Source organism: Streptomyces sp. RB17, assembly GCF_009604455.1.
In the GTDB taxonomy this organism is placed as follows: domain Bacteria; phylum Actinomycetota; class Actinomycetes; order Streptomycetales; family Streptomycetaceae; genus Streptomyces.
In genome coordinates, this window is sequence record NZ_WEGL01000001.1 from 1,230,348 (window position 1) to 1,254,811 (window position 24,464).

The window sequence follows — 24,464 nt, forward strand, 5'->3', positions numbered from 1 at the left end:
TTACTCAAAGGTTGTTGAGTGGTCATGTGAGGCCGATTCTCTACCCACGGGTAAGGCCTAGGCTCGACATATGCGCCGAGCAAAGATCGTCTGTACTCTGGGGCCCGCCACCGACACGTACGACCAGATCAAGGCACTGGTCGACGCCGGAATGGACGTCGCCCGGTTCAATCTCAGCCACGGCACCCACGCCGAACACGAGGAGCGCTACCGACGAGTGCGCAAGGCCGCCGACGAAACCGGCCGCAGCGTCGGAATTCTCGCCGACCTTCAAGGCCCGAAGATCCGCCTCGGCCGATTCGAAGAAGGACCGGTACTCCTTGAACGCGGCGACACCTTCACCATCACCGTCGAAGACGGCATCGAAGGCGACCGCCACCAATGCGGCACCACCTACGCCGGCCTCGCCGCCGACGTCACCCCCGGCGAACGCATCCTCGTCGACGACGGCAAGGTCTGCCTCGAGGTCACCACCGTCGACGGCCCACGCGTCCACACCAGCGTCGTCGAAGGCGGCATGATCTCCGACCACAAAGGCCTCAACCTCCCCGGCGTCTCCGTCTCCGTCCCCGCCCTCTCCCAGAAGGACGAGGAAGACCTGCGCTGGGCGCTGCGCACCGGCTTCGACGTCATCGCACTCTCCTTCGTCCGCAGCGGCGACGACGCCAACGGCGTACGCCGCATCATGACCGAAGAAGGCCGCCGCCTCCCGATCATCGCCAAAGTCGAGAAACCGCAGGCCGTGGCCAACCTCGACGACATCGTGGCCGCCTTCGACGGACTCATGATCGCCCGCGGCGACCTCGGCGTGGAGATGCCCCTGGAACAGGTACCGATCGTGCAGAAACGCGCGATCAAGCTCGCCAAACGCAACGCCAAACCGGTCATCGTCGCCACCCAGATGCTCGACTCCATGGTCGACAACGCCCGGCCGACCCGCGCCGAAGCCTCCGACGTCGCCAACGCCGTCCTCGACGGCACCGACGCGGTGATGCTCTCCGGCGAGACCAGCGTCGGAAAGTACCCGGTCGAGACCGTACGCACCATGGCGAAGATCGTCGCAGCGGCCGAGGAAGACATGCTCGCCAAGGGCCTGCCCCCGCTGACCGAACGCAACAAACCCCGCACCCAGGGCGGCGCCGTCGCCCGCGCGGCCGCCGAGATGGGCGACTTCCTGGGCGCCAAGTTCCTGGTGGCCTTCACCCAGTCCGGAGACACCGCCCGCCGCCTCTCCCGCTACCGCTCCCCGATCCCCCTCCTGGCCTTCACCCCCGAACCGGCCACCCGCTCCCAGCTCAGCCTCACCTGGGGCGCCGAGACCTTCCTCGGCCCGCACGTCGACTCCACCGACGCCATGGTCGACCAGGTGGACGAGCTGCTCCTGAAGTACGGCCGCTGCGAGAAGGGCGACGTCGTGGTCATCACCGCCGGCTCCCCGCCCGGCGTCTCCGGCTCGACCAACATGGTCCGCGTCCACCACATCGGCGAGGACGACAGCCCGAAGTGACACCCCGGGGCCCCTGTCGTGGGGCCCTCTTCAGCGCTTGGGGCCGACGTGGGTGTCCATGAGGGTTACGGAGGCTTTGCGGGCGATGGAGATGCTGAACGGGTCGCTGCCGCGGGCCAAGGTGGTCCACTCGACGCCGACCAGGTCGAGGGCATCGGTGAAGAGCTTCCGGATGTCGTCCGACTTGTTGGTGAAGTAGTAGCGCGGGTATTCGTACCGCTTGCGCTCACCGGCGACCATGCGGATAGTCCAGTTGGTTGTGTTTTTTGCCCGGGCCGTGTTGGGGGAAGAGCTGTGGCCAGTGTCGGGAATAGCTGGTCACCATCGAGTAGACCTGCTTCTGAAGGGCGTAGACGCCGATGCCGGGGCGCACCCTCGTGATGGCCTCGCGGCATTGCTGCATCAGGCCGGGCCACGCGCCGGCGCGGTCGTCAGCGGGGGACCGGGGTCTGGGGTTGCCATGCCCGGCAGGGGCTCCAAGCGGTGCTGCCAGGAGCGGATCGCGGCCCGGGATATGCCTGTCTCCTTGCTGACGGAGTTGAGGCTGCGGCCCTGAGCCACCAGTGCGAGAGCTCGCTTGCGTGTGCTGACGTCGTACATATGACTACTCTGAGTCACTGTTCAGTGTTGGATGCAGCAAAAAGCGGAGAATCACGAGAACGTGACCCTCCGCTTGCAATCCCGACCTTGGAATCCAAGGAAAAGTGCCCCGGGTCGGACTCGAACCGACACTGTACGGGTTTTGAATCCGTTGCCTGCTGCCAATTGGGCTACCGGGGCTCGCAGAATCCAAGGTTTCCCCTGACCCTCCGCGCGTCCACCATACCGTAGCTAGGTAGGCTCTTGTCAGCAGTACCCCTGCCTGGAACGAGGAGCCCCCGTGACCCCCGAGTCGCCCCAGCCCGTAGACGTGCCCGACGACGACAAGTCGCACGTGCCTCCGCTGACGACCCGTGTCGTCATCGCCGAGGACGAGGCGCTGATCCGGCTCGATCTGAAAGAGATGCTGGAGGAGGAGGGGTACACCGTCGTCGGTGAGGCCGGGGACGGTGAGCAGGCCGTCGAGCTGGCCCGCGAGCACCGGCCGGACCTGGTCATCCTGGACGTGAAGATGCCCAAGCTCGATGGGATCTCGGCGGCCGAGAAGATCGCCGAGGAGTCCATCGCGCCGGTGCTGATGCTGACCGCCTTCTCGCAGCGCGACCTCGTCGAGCGTGCCCGGGACGCCGGTGCGATGGCGTACCTGGTGAAGCCGTTCAGCAAGAGCGATGTCGTCCCGGCCATCGAGATGGCCGTCTCGCGTTTCACCGAGTTGAAGCAGCTGGAGCAGGAGGTCGCCGACCTCACCCAGCGCCTGGAGACCCGCAAGCTGGTCGACCGTGCGAAGTCGATCCTGCAGACGGAGTACGGGCTGACCGAGCCGGCCGCGTTCCGGTGGATCCAGAAGACCTCGATGGACCGGCGGATGTCGATGCAGCAGGTTGCGGAGGCTGTGATCGCGGACAACGAGGAGAAGAAGTCGGCCAAGAAGGGCTGATCCGTACGACAGAGGCCCGCGCCCCGGAGAAGGGGGCGCGGGCCTCTGCCGTTGTGCGGGTCAGTCCTCGCCGAGGTAGGCCTTGCGGACCGACTCGTCGTGCAGCAGGTCCTGGCCGGTGCCGGACAGGACGATGTTGCCGACTTCCATGACGTGTCCCTGGTCGGCGAGTGAGAGCGCCGCTTGGGCGTTCTGTTCGACCAGGAGGATGGTCGTGCCCTGGGACTTCAGTTCGGCGATCGTGGACATGATCTTCTGCATCATGATCGGCGACAGGCCCATGGACGGCTCGTCCAGCATCAGCAGTTTCGGCTGGGACATCAGCGCCCTGCCCATTGCCAGCATCTGTTGTTCGCCGCCGGAGAGGGTGCCTGCGGCCTGCTTGCGGCGTTCGCCGAGGATGGGGAAGAGGTCGTAGGCGCGTTGGATGTCCTTCTCGATGGCCTCCTTGTCCTTGCGGAGGAAGGCGCCGAGTTGGAGGTTCTCGGTGATGCTGAGGCGCGGGAAGATGTGCCGGCCCTCGGGGGAGTGGGCGAGTCCGAGTGCGACGATCTTGTGCGCGGGTACGGCGGCGAGTGGCTTGCCGTCGAAGACGATCTTTCCGGATGTGGGCTTGAGCAGGCCCGACAGGGTGCGCAGGGTGGTCGTCTTGCCGGCGCCGTTGGTGCCGATGAGGGTGACGACCTGGCCGGCTTCGACGCTGAACGAAATGCCCTTGACGGCCTCGATCTTGCCGTAGGCGACCCTGAGGTCCTCGACCTCCAGCAGTGCGGTCACTGGGCCTCTCCCTCGGTGGTGCTGTTGCTCTCCGCGTCGGCGGGTTCGGTTGCGGGGTCGGCCGTGGCTTCGGCGGCCTCGGTCTCCGCGGCCTCGACCTCCGCGACTTCCGCCGCGCCCGGGTCGCCCTCGAAGGGCTCGCCCAGGTAGGCGGCGACGACGCGTTCGTCGGCCTGTACGACGTCGGAGGTGCCCTCGATGAGCTTCTCGCCCTGGACGAGCACGGCGACCCGGTCGCACAGGTTGAAGATGAACCGCATGTCGTGCTCGATGACGAGGACGGCGATGCCCTTGTCGCGGATGGCGAAGACCAGTTCCTCGGTGGAGCGGGTCTCCTGCGGGTTCATGCCGGCCGTCGGTTCGTCGAGCAGGAGCAGGCCCGGTTCGCTCGCGAGTGCCCGGGCGATCTCCAGCTTGCGCTGCTCGCCGTAGGGCAGGTTGCGTGCGAGGTGGTCGCGCTTGGCGGCGAGGCCGACGAACTCGAGGAGTTCCATGGCCTTCGCCTCGGACTCCTTCTCGGCCTTGCGGAAGCCGGGGCCGCGCAGCAGTGCGGACCACAGGCCCTCTTTGGTCCGCGTGTGGCGGCCCACGAGGACGTTCTCCAGGACGGTCATGTTGGCGAAGAGCCGGATGTTCTGGAAGGTGCGGGCGATGCCCGCCTGCGTCACCAGGTGCGGCTTGGGCGGCAGCACCTTGCCCTGGTAGGCGACCGTTCCCTCGGTGGGGATGTACAGGCCGGTGAGGCAGTTGAAGAAGGTGGTCTTGCCGGCGCCGTTCGGGCCGATGAGGCCGACGATCTCGCCGCTGTTGACGGTGAAGTCGACGGATCGGACGGCGGTGAGGCCGCCGAAGCGCATCGTGACGTCGCGGGCTTCGAGTACAGGTGTCGTCATGGTTCCTTACGCCCCTGCCTTGCTGACGGCCGCCTCGTCGGTCAGCGTCTGCTGTTCCGGTATGTCGAGCTGGCCGGTCTCGTGGAACTCCAGCTGGCGGCGGCGGTTGGCGATGATGCCCTCCGGGCGGAAGCGCATGAGCAGGACCAGCGCGATGCCGAAGGCCAACAGCTCGTAGTTCTGCAGGAACTGGAGCTTTTCCGGGACCAGGTAGAGCACGCTCGCGCCGAGCAGCGGGCCGCTGACGGTGCCCATGCCGCCGAGGACGACGGCGGCCAGGAGGAAGGCCGAGTTGGGCGGGGCGGCGCCGGCGAACTGGTACGGCTGCGGGTTGACGCTGTAGTTGACGTGCGCCATCACGGTGCCGGCGAGGCCGGCGAGGGAGGCGCCGAGTGCGAAGGCGATGAGCTTGACCCGGAAGCCGTTGATGCCCATGGCGGTGGCGGCGGTCTCGTCCTCGCGGATGGCGATCCACGAGCGGCCGATGCGGGAGTCGGCGGCGCGGGTGAAGACGAGGACGACGATGGCCGTGATGAGGAGCATCAGGAAGAGGTAGTTGGCGAAGCGGCCGAGGGTGAAGCCGGCGACGTCGTGGGCGTCACCGAGGTTGAACCCGAAGATCTTGATGTCGGGGATCTGGGTGATGCCGTTGGGGCCGCGGGTGACGTTGGGTCCGGAGTCGCCGTCCAGGCTGTTGACGGTGATGCGGAAGATCTCTCCGAAGCCGAGGGTGACGATGGCCAGGTAGTCGCCGCGCAGCCGCAGTGTGGGGCCGCCGATCAGGACACCGAAGACCAGCGAGGCGGCCATGCCGGTGAGGGCGGCGGCCCAGAAGGGGAAGTGGACGTTGTAGGGGGAGTATTCGGAGCCGGAGACCAGGGCGGCGGCGTAGGCGCCGACGCCGAGGAAGGCGACGTAACCGAGGTCGAGCAGGCCGGTGAGGCCGACGACGATGTTCAGGCCGAGGGCGACGGTGGCGAAGATGAGGATGTTGACGCCGATGTTGGCGTTGTGGTCGTCGCTCTGGGTGAAGGGGAAGATCACGGCGGCGACGAAGGCCAGGGTGGTGGCGAAGCCCTTGTGGCGGGCGGACATGGTCGCGTACCGGTCGAGGAGGCCGGCGTGGACGAAGCCCCAGGCGCCGAAGGCGAGGGCGAGCAGGAAGCCGATGAAGGTCTCGCTGTCGTCGTCGTTGATGCCGATGCCGTAGGTGAAGATGATCAGGGCGAGGGCGGTGCCGACGGTGATGGCGAGGCGTTCCGCCAGAGCGGTGGTGGTGGCCGCCCGTGGGATCGCCGGCTTGGTGAGCCGCAGATGGCGCAGCGCGCGGTAGAACACGCCGAGCGCGCGACGCGCGGCCCAGCTGGGGGGCTGGAGGGATGCGGCGGTGCGCCGGTTCAGCGGGAGGCCGAGCGTGCCGATGGCGAGCAGGAGTGCGGCGGCTGCCGCGACGAACCCGCCGGGGTCGACGTTGACGAGGCCGCCGAGGTCGACGGTGATGGCGATGACGGTGAACCAGACGACGGCGAAGGTGCCGATCCCGAACAGTGCCAGGGTGTTGTTGCTGCCGCTGGGGTTGATGCGGGCGAGGCCGGGGATGCCGTAGCCGGAGAGGGCGTACACGAGGGCGATCGCGGCGCTGACCAGGGTGATCACCTGGAGGCCGGCCGGATAGCCGTAGACGGTCAGGTCGCCGGGGAAGGTGGCGGTCCAGGTCCAGGAGAGGAACGTGGAGGCGATGGTGAGGACGGCGCCTGCCGCGGCCAGCGGTCGTGCGAGGGCCGGGGGCAGCGGGATGACGGGGGTCTTCTCGGTGTCGGTCATGCTGCTCACGCCCTGTCCGCGACGCGTTCGCCGAGCAGGCCCTGTGGCCTGAAGAGGAGTACGAGGATGAGGAGGACGAAGGCCCACACGGGAGCCCAGCTGCCGCCGCCGAGCTGGTGCATGCCGGGGATGTCGGCGATGTAGGCGGTGGCCATGGCTTCGGCGAGGCCGAGGACGAGGCCGCCGAGCATGGCGCCGTAGATGTTGCCGATGCCGCCGAGGACGGCCGCGGTGAACGCCTTGAGGCCGGCGAGGAAGCCCATGTCGTAGGAGACCGAGCCGTACTTGAGGCCGTAGGAGACGCCGGCGACGGCTGCGAAGAAGCCGCCGATGGCGAAGGCGATGACGATGATGCGGTTGGTGTCGATGCCCATCAGCTGGGCGGTGTCGGGGTCCTGGGCGGTGGCCTGCATGGCGCGGCCGGTGCGGGAGAGCCGGACGAAGAAGGCGAGGACCGCCATGCACACCGGGGCGGCGATGATCAGGAAGACGTCACCGCTCTGCACGGTCACGGAGCCGATGTGCAGGGGGCCGAAGGGCAACTGCGGGAAGACGCGGGCGGACTTGGCGTCGCCGTCGACGTGGTACCAGTTGAAGACCGCCTGCTGCAGGGCGAGCGACAGGCCGATCGCGGTGATCAGTGGGGCGAGGCGTGGTGCGCCGCGCAGGGGGCGGTAGGCGAAACGCTCGGCGCCGACGGCGATGAGCACGGCGACCAGTGCACCGCCGATCAGCATCACCGGCAGGGCTATCCACATGGATATGCCGTCCGGCAGGACGAGGTAGACCGTGAGGGCGCCGAAGCCTCCGGTCATGAAGATCTCGCCGTGGGCGAAGTTGATGAGCTGGACGATGCCGTACACCATCGTGTAGCCGATGGCGATCAGCCCGTACATCGAGCCGAGGAACAGCCCGTTGGCCAGCTGCTGCGGCAGGGTGTTCACCGCATGGCCTCCATGTGGTGGGGAGAGTCAAGGGGGCGGTAGAAGGCGGGCCGCGCGGTGACGGTGGTCTGCGCCGCGCGGCCCTGGTGAGGCGATGTGTTTCGGTGGCTTACTTCGGGCTGGCCGTTCCGCTCTTGACGGACTTCCACTCACCGTTCTTGACCTGGTAGACGGTCAGCTGCTTGTTCGTGGTGTCGCCGTACTCGTCGAACGAGATGTTGCCGGAGATGCCGTCGAAGGAGGTCTTCTGGACGCCGTCGACGATCTGGCTGCGGGCGTCGGACGGAATCTTGCCGTCCTTCACGACCTGGCCGACGGCCTTGATGATGGCGGTGGCGGCGTCGTAGGCGTAGGAGCCGTAAGTGCCGTAGTCGCCGGGGTACTTCTTGGCCTTGTAGGTGGCTACGAAGTCCTTGGCGGCGGGCAGGGTGTCGACGGGGACGCCGATGGAGGTGACGAGGTCGCCCTCGGCGGCCTTGCCGGCGGTCTTGATGTAGGTCGGGGTGAACATTCCGTCACCGCCGAACAGCGGGATCTTGGCGCCGGCTTCCTTGAGCTGCTTGGTCAGCACCTCGGACTCGTCGTACTGGCCGCCGTAGTAGAGCAGGTCGGCACCCGAGTTCTTGATCTTGGTGACCAGGGTGGAGAAGTCACGGTCACCGGTGTTGACGTGGTCGGTGCCGATGACCTTGCCGCCCTGCTTGGTGAACTGCTCCGTGAAGATCTTGGAGAGGCCCGCGCCGTAGGTCTGCTTGTCGTCGACGACGAACGCCTTCTTCGCGTGGACGCCGTTGTAGGCGTAGTCCGCCGCGTAGGCGCCCTGCAGGGCGTCGGTGGTGGCGGTGCGGAAGTAGGTCTTGAACGGGCGGGACTTGCTGGTCTGCCAGTTCTTGCCCTGGGTGAGCTCGGGGTTGGTGTTGGACGGGGAGATCTCCACCAGGTTGGCGGTGGCGAAGACCTGCTGCATCTGCGTGGCCACACCGGAGTTGAGCGGGCCGACGACGCCGAGCACGCTCTTGTCGGAGACGAGCTGGGTGGCGTTCTGCTGGCCGGTGGCGGGGATCGCCTTGTCGTCCAGCGCCTTGATCTTGAAGGTGACGCCCGGGACCGTCTTGTTCTTGTTGGCATCGTCGACGGCGATCTGGGCGCCGTACTGAATGCCCAGGCCCGTCGCGGAGTTCTGGCCGGTCAGCGGAGCGTCGACGCCGATCGTGACGGTCACGTTGCCACTGTCGCCGCCCTTGCTGTCGTTGTTGCGGGAGCCGCAAGCGGTGAGAGTCAGAGCTCCGGTGGTCAGCACGGAGGTAAGAATCACCAGAGAACGCTGTCGCACTATCGATCCTTTCCGCAGGCACGTTCCGCCCCTCGAGGGGCGGAGCTGCCGCGCCGGTACCGAACTCCCTATGGAGCGGTGACTGGCCGTGACTCTAAGCGGGTGTGAGGAACGTGGAGGAGTGCTTGACCAAGGCTGTGACGCTCTTGTTATGACACGAGGTAATGCAGAGCGGTACAGCGTGGGGGAAAAGCAGGAATTCGGCCCGATTCACCCCGTCCGCATTCTGAGAAACTGCAGGCCTTGCCGCAATCGGTTCAGGCGTCTCGGTGGTTTTGGTGATTACACGACACCGTTGCTCCGGGTGACTTCCGTGGGCCCGGGTGGTGTTGTGCGGCAATGGGTGCAGAAGTGAAAGTATGAATGCGTATTGCACGCATATTACCCAGCGTTACATGCAGGAAAAAGAAGTCGCCGCTGGAAGGCGGACGGAAGGCGCGGACGGAAGGCGCGACTGGATGCGGGGCTTCGGAACTTCTTCGCGTTTCCGCGCCGCGGGGCGGAGACGCGCGACGGGCGGCCGGCTGGGCGGGCCGCGGGCCGTGGGCGACGGGTGGTGGGTCGCGGGGGTGTGCAGCGGGCGGTGCGTGCACGTGGGCTGGGGCGGCCGTACCCCCGTGCCGCCGGCTGGGCTCCGTCGATTCTGTCGGCCCGCCAATTCGGCGGTGGGATCCGCCCGTTGAGTTTTCGTATGCGAGGTCCGTGCCCGGCGGCGGGCCGCTGCGGGGAGCAGCCGTTTCGCCGGGCGCGACGGCTCGGCGGGGTCGGCCGACCCCGCCGGTCACGGTCAGGCGCGGGTGCCCTGGACGCGTGCGGCGTCGTCCTGGTTCACGTCCCGCAGCAGGCAGGTCAGCCGGGCGCTGCACACCCGGCGGCCCTGCTCGTCGCTGATCACGATCTCGTACGTCGCCGTCGAACGGCCCCGGTGCACCGGCGTGGCCACACCGGTCACCAGGCCCGAGCGGACCCCGCGGTGGTGCGTGCAGTTCAGGTCCACGCCCACGGCGATCTTCGAGCTGCCGCCGTGCAGCATGGAGCCGACCGAGCCGAGCGTCTCCGCCAGTACCGCGGACGCGCCGCCGTGCAGCAGGCCGTACGGCTGGGTGTTGCCCTCCACCGGCATGGTCCCGACGACCTTCTCCGCCGAGGCCTCCAGGATCTGCACACCCATACGCGTGCCGAGATGCCCGGCCGAGAACAGGGCGGGCAGGTCGACACCGAGCGCGGCGTACTCGTCGATGACCTCCTGCGGGAACTTCACTCGCTGCTGCTCGCCCATGGGCCCGGCTCCGTCCTCGGATCGCTGTCTGCTCGCTGAGCAAACGCTCAGTCGGTCACCGATTGTTCCAGACGGCCCTCCGGGGCCGCGGTGTGACCTTCGAGACGTACGACCACGGACTTGCTGGCCGGCGTGTTGCTGGTGTCGGCCGTGGCGTCGAGCGGGACCAGGACGTTCGTCTCCGGGTAGTACGCCGCCGCGCAGCCCCGGGGTGTCGGGTAGTGCACGACCCGGAAACCGGGCGCCCGCCGCTCCACGCCGTCCTTCCACTCGCTCACCAGATCGACGTACGACCCCTCGGTGAACCCGAGCGCCCGCGCGTCCTCGGGATGCACGAGAACCACCCGTCGGCCGCCGGTGATGCCCCGGTAGCGGTCGTCCAGGCCGTAGATCGTGGTGTTGTACTGGTCGTGCGAGCGCAGGGTCTGCAACAGCAGCCGGCCCTCGGGCAGTTCGGGGTACTCCACCGGCGCCGCCGTGAAGTTCGCCTTGCCCGTGGCGGTCGGGAAGCGGCGCTCGTCGCGCGGGGCGTGCGGCAGGGCGAAGCCGCCCGGCCGGGCCACGCGCGCGTTGAAGTCCTGGAAACCGGGGACCACGCGCGCGATGCGGTCACGGATCGTCGCGTAGTCCTTCTCGAACTCCTCCCACGGCACGACGCTGTCCGCGCCGAGGACACGGCGCGCGAGAGCGCAGATGATGGCCGGCTCCGACCGCAGGTGCGCGCCCGCGGGCGCGAGCCGGCCGCGCGAGGCGTGCACCATGCCCATCGAGTCCTCGACGGTCACGAACTGCTCGCCGCTCGCCTGCAGGTCCCGCTCGGTGCGGCCCAGCGTGGGCAGGATCAGCGCCCGCGCGCCGGTGACCACGTGCGAGCGGTTGAGCTTGGTCGACACGTGCACCGTCAGCCGCGCGCGCCGCATCGCGGCCTCGGTGACCTCCGTGTCGGGGGAGGCGGAGACGAAGTTGCCGCCCATGGCGAAGAACACCTTCGCCTCGCCGTCGCGCAGCGCGCGGATGGCCCGTACGACGTCGAAGCCGTGCTCCCGCGGCGGCGCGAACCCGAACTCCTTCTCCAGCGCGTCCAGGAAGGCCGGCGCCGGGCGCTCGAAGATTCCCATGGTGCGGTCGCCCTGGACGTTGCTGTGCCCGCGCACCGGGCACACACCGGCGCCCGGCCGGCCGATGTTGCCGCGCAGCAGCAGGAAGTTGACCACCTCGCGGATGGTCGGTACGGCGTGCTTGTGCTGGGTGAGGCCCATGGCCCAGCAGACGATCGTCCGCTTCGAGGCGAGCGCCATGCCGAGGGCCTGCTCGATCTCCGCGCGCGTGAGGCCCGTCGCCTTCAGGGTCTCGTCCCAGTCGGCGGCACGGGCGGCCGCGGCGAACTCCTCGAAGCCATGGGTGTGTTCGCGGACGAACTCCTCGTCGACCGCGCCGTCCGTCTCAAGGATCAGCTTGTTGAGGAGCCGGAAGAGGGCCTGGTCGCCGCCGATGCGGATCTGCAGGAACAGATCGGTGAGGGCGGCGCCCTTCAGCAGGCCCTGCGGGGTCTGCGGGTTCTTGAACCGCTCCAGGCCGGCCTCGGGCAGCGGATTGACGCTGATGATCCGCGCGCCGTTCGCCTTGGCCTTCTCCAGCGCGGAGAGCATGCGCGGATGGTTCGTCCCCGGGTTCTGCCCCGCGACGATGATCAGGTCGGCCTTGTGGAGGTCCTCCAGCAGGACGCTGCCCTTGCCGACGCCGATGGTCTCGCCGAGCGCCGACCCGGACGACTCGTGGCACATGTTCGAGCAGTCCGGCAGGTTGTTCGTGCCCAGCTCGCGCGCGAACAGCTGGTACAGGAACGCGGCCTCGTTGCTGGTACGGCCCGAGGTGTAGAAGACGGCCTCGTCGGGGGAGGAGAGGTGGGAGATCTCCTCGGCGACGATGTCGAAGGCGCGGTCCCAGCCGACCGGCTCGTAGTGCGAGCCGCCCTCGGGCAGATACATGGGGTGGGTGAGCCGCCCCTGCTGCCCAAGCCAGTACCCGCTCCTGGTCGCCAGGTCGGCGACGGGGTGCGCGGCGAAGAACTCCGGGGTGACCCGGCGCAGGGTGGCCTCCTCGGCGACCGCCTTCGCGCCGTTCTCGCAGAACTCCGCCTTGTGCCGGTGCTCCGGCTCCGGCCAGGCGCAGCCCGGGCAGTCGAACCCGTCCTTCTGGTTCACCCGCAGCAGCGTCAGCGCCGTGCGCCGCACGCCCATCTGCTGCTGGGCGATGCGCAGCGTGTGCCCGATCGCGGGCAGCCCCGCCGCTGCGTGCTTCGGCTCCGCGACCTGCGGCGCGTCCTGAACCGGATCACCCTTGGGCGGCTTCGTCGCCATCGCACGCTCCCCTTCGACTGCGTGTGAGAAGTACGCTGCCGATCCTCCCACGGGGCACCGACAACCGTGCCGGAGGGCATACAAGAACACCGGCACTCTCGGTGACCGGGGGCAACCCTGCGCAGCCCTCCACTCGGTCTCGGACCGGAGTGTCAGTGCGGCGTGGCAGGATCGAGGGCGTGGCAGAGACAGCATCGAAGCAGACCGACAAGAACCCCGGCGGCACCCGTCCCCGGCTGATGCTCATGGACGGGCACTCGCTGGCCTACCGCGCGTTCTTCGCGCTGCCCGCGGAGAACTTCACGACCGCGACCGGCCAGCCGACGAACGCGATCTACGGCTTCGCGTCGATGCTGGCCAACACCCTGCGTGACGAGGCGCCGACGCACTTCGCGGTGGCCTTCGACGTCTCGCGCAAGACCTGGCGCTCGGAGCGGTTCACCGAGTACAAGGCGAACCGTTCCAAGACGCCGGACGAGTTCAAGGGCCAGGTGGAGCTGATCGGCGAGCTCCTCGACGCGATGCACGCCCCGCGTTTCGCCGTGGAGGGGTTCGAGGCGGACGACGTCATCGCCACCCTCGCCACCAGGGCCGAGGCCGAGGGCTTCGAGGTGCTGATCGTCACCGGCGACCGCGACTCCTTCCAGCTGGTCACCGACAACATCACCGTGCTCTACCCGACGAAGGGCGTCTCGGAGCTGACACGGTTCACCCCGGAGAAGGTCTTCGAGAAGTACGGATTGACGCCCGCCCAGTACCCGGACTTCGCGGCCCTGCGCGGCGACCCGTCCGACAACCTCCCCGGCATCCCCGGCGTCGGCGAGAAGACAGCGGCGAAGTGGATCAACCAGTTCGGCTCCTTCGCCGAGCTGGTCGAGCGCGTCGACGAGGTCAAGGGCAAGGCCGGGCAGAACCTCCGCGACCACCTGGAGTCGGTCAAGCTCAACCGCGTCCTCACCGAGCTGGAGCGCCAGGTCGAGCTGCCCAAGGCGGTCGCCGACCTGGAGCGGGCCGCGTACGACCGCAAGGGCGTCACGATGGTCCTGGACACCCTGGAGATCCGCAACCCGTCCCTGCGCGAGCGTCTCTTCGCCGTCGACCCCGGCGCCGAGGAGGCCGAGGTCACCCCGATCACCACCGACGGCGTGGAAATCGACGGCAAGATCCTGCGCACCGGCGAGCTGGCCCCCTGGCTCGCCGAGCACGGCGCCGAGACCCTGGGCGTGGCCACCGTCGACACCTGGGCGCTGGGCGCCGGCTCGGTCGCCGAGGTCGCCCTTGCCGCGGCCGGGGGAGCGGCCGCCTGGTTCGACCCGGCCGAGATGGACGAGGCCGACGAGAACGCGTTCGCGGCCTGGCTGGCCGACACCGGCCGCCCCAAGGTGTTCCACAACGCCAAGGGCGCCATGCGCGTCTTCGCCGAGCACGGCTGGTCCGTCGAGGGCGTGACCATGGACACCGCGCTCGCCGCCTACCTGGTCAAGCCGGGCCGCCGCTCCTTCGACCTGGACGCGCTGTCCCTGGAGTACCTGCACCGCGAGCTGGCGCCCGCCGCCGCGGCCGACGGCCAGCTGGCCTTCGGTGCCGACGACGGCGCGGAGGCCGAGGCGCTGATGATCCAGGCCCGCGCGGTCCTCGACCTCGGCGAGGCCTTCGGGACCCGCCTCGAGGAGGTCGGCGCGGCCGACCTCCTGCGCGACATGGAGCTGCCCACCTCCGCCCTGCTCGCCCGCATGGAGCGCCACGGCATCGCGGCCGACCGCGCGCACCTCGAAGCGATGGAGCAGATGTTCGCGGGTGCGGTGCAGCAGGCCGTGAAGGAGGCCCACGCGGCCGCCGGGCACGAGTTCAACCTGGGCTCGCCCAAGCAGCTGCAGGAAGTCCTCTTCGGTGAGCTGGCCCTGCCGAAGACCAAGAAGACCAAGACCGGCTACACCACCGACGCCGACGCCCTGGCCTGGCTCGCCACCCAGACCGACAACGAACTGCCGGTGATCATGCTCCGCCACCGCGAGCAGGCGAAGCTGCGGGTCACGGTCGAGGGACTGATCAAGACCATCGCGGGCGACGGCCGTATCCACACCACCTTCAACCAGACGGTGGCCGCGACCGGTCGCCTGTCCTCCACGGACCCGAATCTGCAGAACATCCCGGTCCGCACGGACGAGGGCCGCGCGATCCGCCGCGGCTTCGTGGTCGGCGAGGGCTTCGAGTCCCTGATGACCGCCGACTACAGCCAGATCGAGCTGCGCGTGATGGCCCACCTGTCCGAGGACGAAGGCCTGATCCGGGCGTTCACCTCCGGCGAGGACCTGCACACCACGGCCGCCTCCCAGGTGTTCGGTGTCGAGCCCACCGCGGTGGACGCGGAGATGCGCCGCAAGATCAAGGCGATGTCGTACGGCCTGGCCTACGGCCTGTCCGCCTTCGGCCTGTCCCAGCAGCTGAACATCGAGGCCGCGGAGGCGCGTGGCCTGATGGACGCCTACTTCGAGCGTTTCGGCGGCGTCCGGGACTACCTGCGCCGGGCGGTCGACGAGGCGCGGGCGACGGGCTACACGGCGACCCTCTTCGGCCGCCGCCGCTACCTGCCGGACCTCAACAGCGACAACCGCCAGCGCCGCGAGGCCGCCGAGCGCATGGCCCTCAACGCGCCCATCCAGGGCACGGCCGCCGACATCGTCAAGATCGCCATGCTCAAGGTGGACAGCGCCCTGCGGGCAGCGGACCTGAAGTCCCGCATGCTGCTGCAGGTCCACGACGAAATCGTCCTGGAGATCGCCCCCGGCGAGCGGTCGGCCGCCGAGCAGATCGTCCGCCACGAGATGTCCGACGCCGTCCACCTCCGAGCCCCCCTGGACGTCTCGGTCGGCGTCGGCCCGGACTGGGAGTCGGCAGCGCACTAGCCTGCGTCGCCCGGGCGGAGCGGGCATGGCAACCGGCCTCGGCTGCAATGCCCCCTCCGCCACACCGCCCCGGCCCCCAACCACCGACACCGGCCCCACTTCTCCACCGGTGCCCCCTCCGCATCCCGCCCCGGCCTGCCACATCTCGCGGGCAACGGTGCTCGGCCCTCGCGGCCTGATCCGGCGGTGCCGAGCTGCTGCGGCACCGTGTCCGGGTCCATCCCGCACCCCGAATGCCCCGGCCCCCATATCCCGCCGGAACGCCGCTCAGCCCCTACGCCCCGACCCGGCGGTGCCGAACCCACCGCAACCTCACCCTGCCCCAGCCCCATCCTGCCCAGGCCCCATCCTGCCCAGGCCCCACCCCCGCCCACCGGCACAAGAACCCGGCGCCCACACCAGCAATTCGGCCGAGCCCCCGGAGGGACCCGTCACTCACGTGGCCCCCGCCAAAACGCCCCCCACCCCCCACAGCCGCAAAACTGCGGGCATGGGTATACGCATGCTTCACCGCCGGACGCCCGAGGCAGACACCCGGGCCTGGGCGGACGCCGCCTCGGCGCAGGCCATGCCCGCCTCGCCGGTCCCGGCCCTCGCGGCCGACGCAAGCACCGCCCGCATCCCCGCCGACCTGACCGCGACCGTCCGCAGGGCCGCCACGAACCTCCGGCACAGACTCGCCGGCCTGACCGCCCCTGTGGACCGCGCCCCCGACTGGCGCCAGTGGGCCGACCTCGCCCGCGGCTACCTCGCCCTCGCGCTCACCGCGATCCCGAGACGGCGCCCCCGGTGCACCCTCACGGTCTTCGTCGCGTCCCTCACCGATCGACCGGCCGCCCCCGGCCCGCACCGACCATCCCACCGGGATCAACTGGATCACCGGGATCACCACGATCACCGAGACCCCCAGAACCGTCCGGAACCGGGCCCCGACGCCGCGCCCTGACCCGACGGCGTACAGCACCGTCCCCAGGACCCAGGACCAGTCCGGCGCCCACCCCGAAGCACTGGGTGGGCACCAGTTCCCACGGCCGCTCCGGCGCCTCCGTGAGCGCCCCCGGCGCGCGGCCCGCCGCACCGCCCCGGCCACCGCACAGCCGCCGATCACCGCGCCGGCCCGCCATCGGTCCCGCGCGGACAGCACGGCGCCCCCGCCGCCCCTCCCACCGGCTCCCCGCCCGGCGCCCGCCGCAGCGCACGCACGGCGGACACCGCGATCACGACCGCGCCCACCACGGACGAGCCGTACCACAGCCACGAGGACGGCGGCATGCCCGCCAGCCGGCCCCGCCCGAGGGCCGGAACCAGCCGTGTCCCCCGCCGCCCTCGATGCGAGAACGCGTCCCGCGCCACATGGGTCAGCGCGCCCAGCACCGCGGAGACGTACCACCGCACCACCGTGACGCCGCGTGCCACGCGCGCGTGGCACACCACAACGCAGCAGCACGACCGGCCGCCCCTGCCGGTCCCGGGGCAGCAACGCGAGCATCGGCGCGCGGACGAGCAGCCACAGCCCCACCCGTGCCCAGGAGATGAGCACGCCGGCCCGTGAGGACCCCGGCGAACGCGTGTGTGACCGCGCCGAATTCCATGCCTTTCGGCAGGACACTCGCCGCATAGAGGGGCATGCCGGGCGTGAAGGAACCGCGAGGAGCACCGCCGGCATCAGCGGGCCGCGGCCGGTTCCGTCCCGGCGGACCGCGGGCAGCACGGTCGCCGCATGGCTGAGCGTGAGCGGCAACAGCGCCCCCAGGAGCGCTCGTCGGCCGTGGCGCCGACCGTTGATCGCGTCCGTCCGGGGATGCGCCGATCAGGTCGTCCGGAGTCCGGCTGACCGGGACCGTCCGGTATGCGGGACCACCACCTTCCGAGGTCCTGCGGGACAACGGCAGTTGGCCGACGGGTGAAAAGCGGGCGTGAACGGGTCCCGGCTCAAGGCAAGTTGCCGTAGGGTCACGTGCGGCGCGCCCTGCCGGGCGCACGGTCACACACACGTCGCGCAGATGGAAGGACGCCACAGGGGCAACCGAAACACCGGGTCAACCGTCACACCAGGGCGAGGCAGACAGACGGAGACGGACGCACACAGTCCACAGGAGGGGTTCACTCGATGGCGGCGCATTTCGGAAGGCGGCTGCGCAAGGGCGCGGCGACCACCGCCGTGGCCGCGGCGGCGGTCGCGGCTCTGTCGGCGTCCCAGGCTCCGGGAGTGCCCGGGGAGGACCACGGCAGACAGGCGACGGCCGGTGCCTCCGCCCCCGTACCCGACCCGTCCTCCGGCGGCAACGCCACCGGCAACTCGCCGTACTACACGGACCTGCCGCCGCTCAACAGCCCCGACCCCAGCCCCTCGCCGACCGCCACCGGCACCCCCGTCGCCCAGGGCGACGCCGAGGCCGGCATCCCGGCGACGGTCCTCGACGCCTACAAGAAGGCCGAGGCCGAACTGCGTTCCGCCAAACCCGGCTGCAATCTGCCCTGGCAGTTGCTCGCCGCGATCGGCAAGGTCGAGTCGGGTCAGGCCCGCGGCGGCCGGGTCGACGCCGACGGCACCACGATCGGCCGGATCCTGGGCCCGGCGCTCGACGGCAACGGCTTCGCGCTCATCAAGGACACCGACCACGGCGTCTACGACGGCAACACCGCGTACGACCAGGCCGTCGGCCCCATGCAGTTCATCCCGTCGACCTGGGCCTGGGCCGGCCGCGACGGCAACGGCGACGGCAAGAAGGACCCCAACAACGTCTACGACGCCGCCCTCGCCGCGGGCCACTACCTGTGCCGCAACGGCTGGGACCTCTCGCGCGACGCCGACCTGCACAGCGCGATCCTCAGCTACAACAACTCGCAGGACTACCTGAACACCGTCCTGTCGTGGCTGGAGTACTACCGCAAGGGCACCCACTCCGTGCCCGACGGCACCGGCAGGGTGCCCACCCACCGCAGCGACGACGGCACCCCGGGAGCCAACTCCCCGAAGCACCCGAAGGCGCCGAAGACCAAGCCCGGCCACAAGCCGGACCCCAAGCCCAGCACGCCCGGCGGCGGGAGTGGCAGCCCCAGTCCGAACCCGCCGAAGCCGCCCGTCCCGCCGACGACCCCGCCGACCAACACCGACACCGTGGACCACCTGCAGGACGCGGGCACCGCCGAGCTCACCGCGATGGCCGGCCACGCCTTCACCGAACAGATCGGCACCCGCGCCGAGACCAAGGCCGGCAAGGCCGTCGCCAAGGTCAGGATCCGGTTCACCATCACCGGGGACACCGACGCCACCTTCGCCGGCGGCGAGACCGTGGCCACGGTCGCCACCGACACCAAGGGCGTCGCCCTCGCACCGGCCCTCCAGGCCGGCGAGAAGACCGGCGACTTCAAGGTCATGGCCACCGTCGTGGGCCGCACGGCCGGGGGCGTCGCCTACCCGGCCACCGTCACCGAGCGCGCCGCCGACGCGCTGGCGCGCACCAGTGACACCCCGCTGACCTGCACCCCGGGCGGCGAGTTCGCCGACCAGGTCCAGGTGAAGGCGACGTACAAGGGCGCCGCCGCGGACAAGGTCGCGGCCACCGCCACCCTCGTCAAGTCCGACACCGACGCCACCGAGAACGACAAGGGCCCGTACTTCAAGGACGCCGACGGCAAGCCCGTACGCACCCTCACCGGCCTCCAGACGGACGCCAAGGGCCTGCTGACCCTGCCGAAGCTGTACGCGGACGACACCAGCGGCACCTTCCTGCTCCGCATCACCACCGCCGGCGGGGCGACGCTCACCGTCGAACTGAAGGTCGCCGCCGCCGACTCCTCGGCGAGCCCCTCCCCGTCCCCGAGCCCGTCCGCCTCCTGACGCCAACCGAACCGGCAGGGCGCCCTCCCCGCACCGGCGGGGAGGGCGCCCCCGTTCGTACGTGCACCGCTGTTCTCATCTCACCCGCCCGTTGCTACGGTGCCGAACCTGACGACCCATCAGGAACCCATGACGACACGACCGCCCCCAGGGAGGCCCGTATGCGCGCCCTGATCGCCGCCGCGACCGGTCTCGCCCTCGCGCTCGCCCTGGTCCTGGCGATGACCGCCATGGGTACGCCGACGGGCCGGACATCGCCCAAGCCGCTGCTGACGACGGTGCCCTCGCACCCGTAGCCGCGCCCGTCCGGGAGGGAGGCCTTCCATGCGCCGCAAGGCAAGCCTGGTCCTGCTCGCCTGCGCCGTCTTCTGCGCGGCGCTCGCCCCGCTCATGCGCTGGTACGCCTTCCCGCGCCTGGCCAGGATCCCGGCGAACCAGTACCAGGACATGGTCCTTGAGGCCAAGGGCGCCACCCTCCTCGACTACGGCACCATGCGCGCGAGGAAGGTCTCCGAGGTCACCATCGTGCAGACCCTCAAGGGCGACGTGGCGGCCGCGCAGAGGATCGAGAAGACGGCGGGCCGGCCGGTCGTGGTCTGGGACAGCCTCTCCTACGTCCAGGGCCCCGACGGCAAGATGGTCTCCAAGGTCCCCGAGCGCTACATCTTCGACGCCCACAGCCAGGACCCCGTGCACGCCACCGGCGAGATGGTCGACGGCGACCCGGTCACCCGCCAGGGCATCGAGTTCAAGTGGCCCTTCCTGACCGAGAAGCGCGACTACGAGTACTTCGACGCGCAGACCCGCACCACCAGCCCCATCCACTACAAGGGCACCCGGACCTTCCGGGGCCTGCAGGTCTACTACTTCGAGCAGACCATCCCCTGGACCAAGGTCCCGATGCCCAAGACCATGCCCGTGCAGGGGATCACACCGGAATCGGTCGCCAGGACGGGCACCACCCGCTGGTACAGCACAGTCCGCAGGTTCTGGGTCGAACCCGTCACCGGCGCGCCCGTCTACGGCGAGGAGCTGCACAAGGAGGAACTGCGCGGCGGCACCCTGCTCGGCGGCCGGGACAGGGTCACCGCGTTCGCCGGGGACGTGAAGATGCGCGAGGACTACATCGAGCACACGGTCGCCCTGGTCGAGCACAACCGCACCCTGGTGCTGACGCTCACCTCGTACGTCCCCTGGGGCTCCCTGACCGCGGGCGTGCTGCTCCTCGCCCTCTCCCTCTACCTGGAGGCCCGCGCCCGCCGCCCCCGGGACCCGGCATCCACGGAACCGGCCGAACCCGAACCGGTCAGCTCCTGAGCCGCGCGTTGGTGTGCCGGGTGGGCTCGGCGGTCGCCGGGTCCTCGGGCCACGGATGCTTCGGGTACCGCCCGCGCAACTCGGCCCGTACGCCCCGGTAGCCGCCCTTCCAGAAGGAGGCGAGATCGGCCGTGACGGCGGCGGGCCGCCCGGCGGGCGAGAGCAGATGCACGAGCAGCGGCACCCCGGCGACGGCCGGCGTCTCGCGCAGCCCGAACATCTCCTGCAGCTTCACCGCGAGCACGGGCCGCTCCGGATCCCGATAGTCGATCCGAATTCTGGACCCACTCGGTACCGTGATCCGCTCGGGCGCCAGCTCGTCCAGCCGCGCGGCCTCCCCGCTCGCCCACGGCAGCAGCCGCGCGAGGGCCTGCCCGGCGTCGATCCGGCCGAGATCGGCCCGCAGCCGCGCCCTGCTCAGCTCCGGTTCCAGCCATTCGTCCACGCGCGCGTGCAGCGCGTCGTCGGACACGTCCGGCCACGGCTCGCCAAGGCGGGCGTGCAGGAACGCGAGCCGCTGCCGCAGCACCTCCGCCTCCGGCGACCAGCGCAGCAGCCCGAGCCCTTCCTGCCGCAGGCCGTCGAGCAGGGCGTCGCGTACGAGCGCCGGGTCGGCGTCCCTCAGCGGCCGTACGGCCAGCTCGATGGCGCCGAGCCGCTCGACATGCCGGGCCACGACATCCCCGCCGGCCCAGTGGACCTCGTCCCGCTCGCCGAGCAGACTCCCGGCGGCGGCCCGCGCCACGTCCTCGCTCACGGCCGCTCCGAGCCGCACACGCGCGTGCCCCTTCCCGGCGGGCCGATCGGCAACGGCCACGACGATCCACGGCGCACTCCGCAGCCCGGACCCCTCCACCAACTCGGCACGAGTCCCCGAAGCCATCAGATACGACCCACCGTCGGACTTGCCGACCCGCTCAGGAAAGGCCAGCGCAGCAACGACCCCGGCGAGCTGGTCCCCATCGCCGCCTGCTCCGACCTGCCCGAAGCCTTCCGCCGCACGGCCGCGCGCTCCGGCGGGGCCGCCTGGTCCGGTCCCGCCGGAGCCTTCCGCCTGGCGGCCGCGTACTCCGGTGGGGTCGCCTTCCGTCCTGCGGCTGCGTGTTTCGGTGGGGGCGTCTGGTCCGGTCTGTTCGGGGCCTTCTGGCTTGTGGCTGCGTGTTTCGGTGGGAGCGCTCGGTCCGGCCTGGCCGGGGCCTTCCGTCTTATGGCTGCCTGCTCCGGCGGGGGCGCCCGGTCCGGTCTGTTCGGGGCCTTCCGGCTTGCGGCCGCGTACTCCGGTGGGGTCGCTCGGTCCGGCCTGGCCGGGGCCTTCCGTCTTATGGCTGCGTGCTCCGGCGGGGGCGCCCGGTCCGGTCTGTTCGGGGCCTTCTGGCCGACGGTCACGGGCGGGTGGGTGGGAGAACTCCCCCGAGACGGCCCGCAGCCGCCGCACCTCCGCAGCCCACCGCGCAGCGTAGGCGTCACCCCCACGCCGAGCCCGCCGCAGCGCACCGGCGAGATCATCCCCGTAATCCCGCGGCACCTCTTCGGAGAGCAGAGCGACAACCTCCGCACCCTCACCGGCCGTATCCAACAACGCGCGCCCCAGCCGGGGATGCACCCCCAGCCGAGCCAGCCGCACACCGACCGACGTGGCCCGACCGACGGAGTCCACCGCGCCCACGGCCGACAGAACCTCCCGCGCCGCCGCCATGGCTCCACCCGGCGGAGGATCGAGCAACGCCAGCCCGGAGGCGTCCGGATCGCCCCAGCAAGCGGCCTGCAGGGCGAACGCGGTCAGGTCGGCCACCTTGATCTCCGGCGCCGGAAACGCCGGCAGCCGCCCGTCCTCAGCCTCGGCCCAGCACCGGTACACCGCCCCCGGCGCCTCCCGACCGGCCCGCCCCGCCCGCTGCCGCCCGGCCGCCCGCGACGCCCGTACCGTCGTCAGCCCGCTCAGCCCGCGCGCGTGGTCCACCCGCGGCTCGCGCGCGAGCCCCGAGTCCACCACCACGCGCACCCCGGGCACCGTCAGCGAGGACTCCGCCACCGAGGTCGCCAGCACCACCCGCCGCCGCCCTGCCGGAGAGAGCACCGCGTCCTGCACCGCGGCCGGCGCCCGCCCGTGCATCTGGAGCGCGTCCACCGCCCCGAGATCCCCGAGCTGCCCCGCCACGCGCGCGATCTCGCCCACACCCGGCAGGAAGCACAGCACGTCCCCGTCCCGCTCGGCCAGCGCCCGCCGCACCACCGAGGCCACATGCGCGAGCAGTGCCGGATCGACCCGCATCCCGTGCGGCGGCCGTACCGGACGCACCGGAGGCGCCCACACCACCTCCACCGGATGCGTGACGCCCTCCGCCTCGACCACGGGCGCCCCGCCCAGCAGCCGCGCCCACCCCTCCGCGTCCGTCGTCGCCGACGCGGCCACCAGCCGCAGCTCCGGCCGCAGCGCCTGCCGTACGTCCCACAGGAACGCGGCCACCGTGTCGGCGTCCAGATGCCGCTCGTGGCACTCGTCGAGGACCACGACGTCGACGCCCGGCAGCTCCTGGTCCCGTTGCAGCCGCTGCAGCAGCACACCGGTCGTGACGACCTCCACGCGCGTGTGCCGCCCCACGGCCCGTTCACCGCGCACCGTGAAGCCCACGCTCTCGCCGGGCTTCTCGCCCAGCAGCCACGCCATCCGCCGGGCCGCCGCCCGCACCGCGATCCGGCGCGGCTCGGCCACCACGACACGCCGTGCGGGCCCGTCCCCGACCAGCCCCGCCAGCACCAGCGGCACCAGCGTCGTCTTGCCGGTGCCGGGCGGCGCCACGAGCACGGCGGTGCCGCCGTCCTCCAGGGCGTCGGTCAGGGCCGGCAGGGCCGAGCGCACGGGCAGCGCGTCCAGGGCGTCGTAACGGATCACGCCCCTAGTGTCGTACGACGGCGAAACCGGCCTTCACGCGCGCGTGCGCGTAGGTATGGGTAAGCGCCCTCACGCGCGTGCCCCCGACGATCGGCCGAGGTCAGTCCCGCTCGCACACGAAGATCGCCGTCCCCGGGATCAGATGGCCGCGCAGCGGGGACCAGCCGCCCCACTCCGCGGTGTTCCAGGCCGGCCACTCCGGCTCCACCAGGTCCACCAGGCGGAAACCGGACGCCACGATGTCCCGGACCCGGTCGCCGAGCGTCCGGTGGTGCTCGACGTAGACCGCGCGGCCCTCCTCGTCCTGCTCCACGTAGGGCGTGCGGTCGAAGTAGGAGGACGACACCGACAGGCCCTCGGGGCCCGGCTCGTCCGGGAACGCCCAGCGGATCGGATGCGTCACCGAGAAGACGAACCGGCCACCCGGACGCAGCACCCGGCGCACCTCGCGCAGCACCAGCCGCGGGTCGGCGACGAAGGGCAGCGCCCCGTACGCCGAGCAGACCAGGTGGAAGGAGCCGTCCGCGAAGGGCAGCGCTCCGGCGTCCGCGCACACCAGCGGAAACGATCCGCCGATCCGCAGCGCGTGCTGCAGCTGGCGGTGCGAGAGGTCCAGGGCCACCGGGCGGGCCCCCTGGGCGGCCAGCCAGCGCGCGCACTGCGCCGCGCCCGCGCCGATCTCCAGGACCTCCTTGCCCTTCAGCTCCTCCGGCGGGCCGAGCAGCTCGGCCTCCACCTCGTCCAGGCCCTCCGGACCCCACACGAAGCGGTCGTCGCCGAGGAACGTGCCGTGCTCGACCTGGTACTCGTCCGCGTTGCGGTCCCACCAGCCCCGGTTCGCCCGTGCGCTCTCCGCGACACCGGCGTCACGGCGTGTCGCCTCCGGCTCGAACGCCTCGGATCCCTCGCGTTCGTACGCTTCCGGCTCTTGGATGATCGGCTCCCTCGTCGTACTCTTCCGTCCAACCCGCCAGGGTCCGACACGGAGGCGGCCCCACAGGCCTGTCTGGCCTCAAGGGACGTTTCTTCTGCCGGTTATGCGGTGATCCG

General features: G+C 70.6%; 17 protein-coding genes, 1 tRNA gene and 1 pseudogene. 7 read left to right on the forward strand and 12 right to left on the reverse strand.

From position 1 onward, the window contains the following. Nucleotides 1–70 precede the first annotated feature (70 nt). Nucleotides 71–1,507, forward strand: a complete 1,437-nt coding sequence (gene pyk, locus SRB17_RS05645; protein WP_153535037.1) for a pyruvate kinase — start codon at nt 71–73, stop codon at nt 1,505–1,507. 30 nt (nt 1,508–1,537) lie between these two features. Here the strand turns inward: pyk and SRB17_RS05650 are convergent. Together SRB17_RS05650 and SRB17_RS05655 are read right to left on the reverse strand one after the other, a co-directional pair. Next, nucleotides 1,538–2,107, reverse strand: a pseudogene (locus tag SRB17_RS05650) (helix-turn-helix domain-containing protein). A gap of 105 nt (nt 2,108–2,212) precedes the next feature. Continuing rightward, nucleotides 2,213–2,287 (reverse strand) — tRNA-Leu (locus tag SRB17_RS05655). A 100-nt stretch (nt 2,288–2,387) separates the two neighbouring features. On the opposite strand from SRB17_RS05655, the gene SRB17_RS05660 reads away from it, so the two are divergent. Continuing rightward, complete coding sequence (locus SRB17_RS05660; protein ID WP_323375037.1) at nt 2,388–3,044, forward strand: ANTAR domain-containing response regulator; 657 nt, start codon at nt 2,388–2,390, stop codon at nt 3,042–3,044. A 60-nt stretch (nt 3,045–3,104) separates the two neighbouring features. Here the strand turns inward: SRB17_RS05660 and SRB17_RS05665 are convergent, their stop codons facing one another. The 7 genes from SRB17_RS05665 to SRB17_RS05695 all read right to left on the reverse strand — a co-directional run bounded on the left by SRB17_RS05665 (nt 3,105) and on the right by SRB17_RS05695 (nt 12,454). Further along, nucleotides 3,105–3,821 carry an ABC transporter ATP-binding protein gene (locus tag SRB17_RS05665; protein WP_323375038.1) on the reverse strand — a complete coding sequence of 239 codons (717 nt, stop codon included), beginning with the start codon at nt 3,819–3,821 and terminating at the stop codon, nt 3,105–3,107. Further along, nucleotides 3,818–4,714, reverse strand: a complete 897-nt coding sequence (locus tag SRB17_RS05670; protein WP_153535041.1) for an ABC transporter ATP-binding protein — start codon at nt 4,712–4,714, stop codon at nt 3,818–3,820. The genes SRB17_RS05665 and SRB17_RS05670 overlap by 4 nt, the downstream gene beginning before the upstream one ends. A 6-nt stretch (nt 4,715–4,720) precedes the next feature. Further along, entirely contained in the window at nt 4,721–6,538 is a 1,818-nt protein-coding gene (locus tag SRB17_RS05675; protein WP_153535872.1) for a branched-chain amino acid ABC transporter permease, read from the reverse strand. A gap of 5 nt (nt 6,539–6,543) precedes the next feature. Next, nucleotides 6,544–7,482: a branched-chain amino acid ABC transporter permease gene (locus SRB17_RS05680; RefSeq protein ID WP_323375039.1), complete on the reverse strand. Its 939-nt coding sequence runs from the start codon at nt 7,480–7,482 to the stop codon at nt 6,544–6,546. Nucleotides 7,483–7,591: 109 nt separating this feature from the next. Continuing rightward, nucleotides 7,592–8,815 (reverse strand): branched-chain amino acid ABC transporter substrate-binding protein, encoded by a 1,224-nt coding sequence (locus SRB17_RS05685; protein ID WP_416237024.1) that lies wholly within the window; start codon nt 8,813–8,815, stop codon nt 7,592–7,594. Between the two features lie 787 nt (nt 8,816–9,602). Continuing rightward, complete coding sequence (locus SRB17_RS05690; protein ID WP_153535043.1) at nt 9,603–10,094, reverse strand: hotdog fold thioesterase; 492 nt, start codon at nt 10,092–10,094, stop codon at nt 9,603–9,605. Between the two features lie 47 nt (nt 10,095–10,141). Then, nucleotides 10,142–12,454 (reverse strand): FdhF/YdeP family oxidoreductase, encoded by a 2,313-nt coding sequence (locus SRB17_RS05695; RefSeq protein WP_153535045.1) that lies wholly within the window; start codon nt 12,452–12,454, stop codon nt 10,142–10,144. A gap of 179 nt (nt 12,455–12,633) precedes the next feature. On the opposite strand from SRB17_RS05695, the gene polA reads away from it, so the two are divergent. After that, nucleotides 12,634–15,360, forward strand: a complete 2,727-nt coding sequence (gene polA / locus SRB17_RS05700; RefSeq protein ID WP_323375040.1) for a DNA polymerase I — start codon at nt 12,634–12,636, stop codon at nt 15,358–15,360. A gap of 490 nt (nt 15,361–15,850) precedes the next feature. Further along, on the forward strand, nt 15,851–16,306 hold the full coding sequence (locus tag SRB17_RS45995; protein WP_228395917.1) for a hypothetical protein: 456 nt from the start codon (nt 15,851–15,853) through the stop codon (nt 16,304–16,306). Between the two features lie 158 nt (nt 16,307–16,464). Here SRB17_RS45995 and SRB17_RS47955 read toward each other — a convergent pair whose 3' ends face one another. Next, the gene (locus SRB17_RS47955; RefSeq protein WP_323375041.1) at nt 16,465–16,776 is read right to left on the reverse strand and encodes a DUF4184 family protein; all 312 of its coding nucleotides are present in this window, start codon (nt 16,774–16,776) and stop codon (nt 16,465–16,467) included. A 694-nt stretch (nt 16,777–17,470) separates the two neighbouring features. Between SRB17_RS47955 and SRB17_RS05715 the strand changes: the two genes are divergently transcribed. The 3 genes from SRB17_RS05715 (at nt 17,471) to SRB17_RS05725 (ending at nt 20,521) form a co-directional block, all read left to right on the forward strand. After that, entirely contained in the window at nt 17,471–19,204 is a 1,734-nt protein-coding gene (locus SRB17_RS05715; RefSeq protein WP_153535047.1) for a lytic transglycosylase domain-containing protein, read from the forward strand. Nucleotides 19,205–19,365: 161 nt separating this feature from the next. Then, nucleotides 19,366–19,500 (forward strand): SPW_0924 family protein, encoded by a 135-nt coding sequence (locus SRB17_RS05720; RefSeq protein WP_153535049.1) that lies wholly within the window; start codon nt 19,366–19,368, stop codon nt 19,498–19,500. 28 nt (nt 19,501–19,528) lie between these two features. Further along, a complete protein-coding gene (locus SRB17_RS05725; RefSeq protein ID WP_153535051.1) occupies nt 19,529–20,521 on the forward strand; it encodes a DUF3068 domain-containing protein in 993 nt (330 codons plus the stop codon). Here SRB17_RS05725 and SRB17_RS05730 read toward each other — a convergent pair. Both SRB17_RS05730 and SRB17_RS05735 read right to left on the reverse strand, forming a co-directional pair. Further along, entirely contained in the window at nt 20,511–23,414 is a 2,904-nt protein-coding gene (locus tag SRB17_RS05730) for an ATP-dependent helicase C-terminal domain-containing protein (RefSeq protein ID WP_323375042.1), read from the reverse strand. The genes SRB17_RS05725 and SRB17_RS05730 overlap by 11 nt on opposite strands. 100 nt (nt 23,415–23,514) lie before the next feature. Continuing rightward, nucleotides 23,515–24,351 carry a class I SAM-dependent methyltransferase gene (locus tag SRB17_RS05735; protein WP_323375115.1) on the reverse strand — a complete coding sequence of 279 codons (837 nt, stop codon included), beginning with the start codon at nt 24,349–24,351 and terminating at the stop codon, nt 23,515–23,517. Nucleotides 24,352–24,464 lie beyond the last annotated feature (113 nt).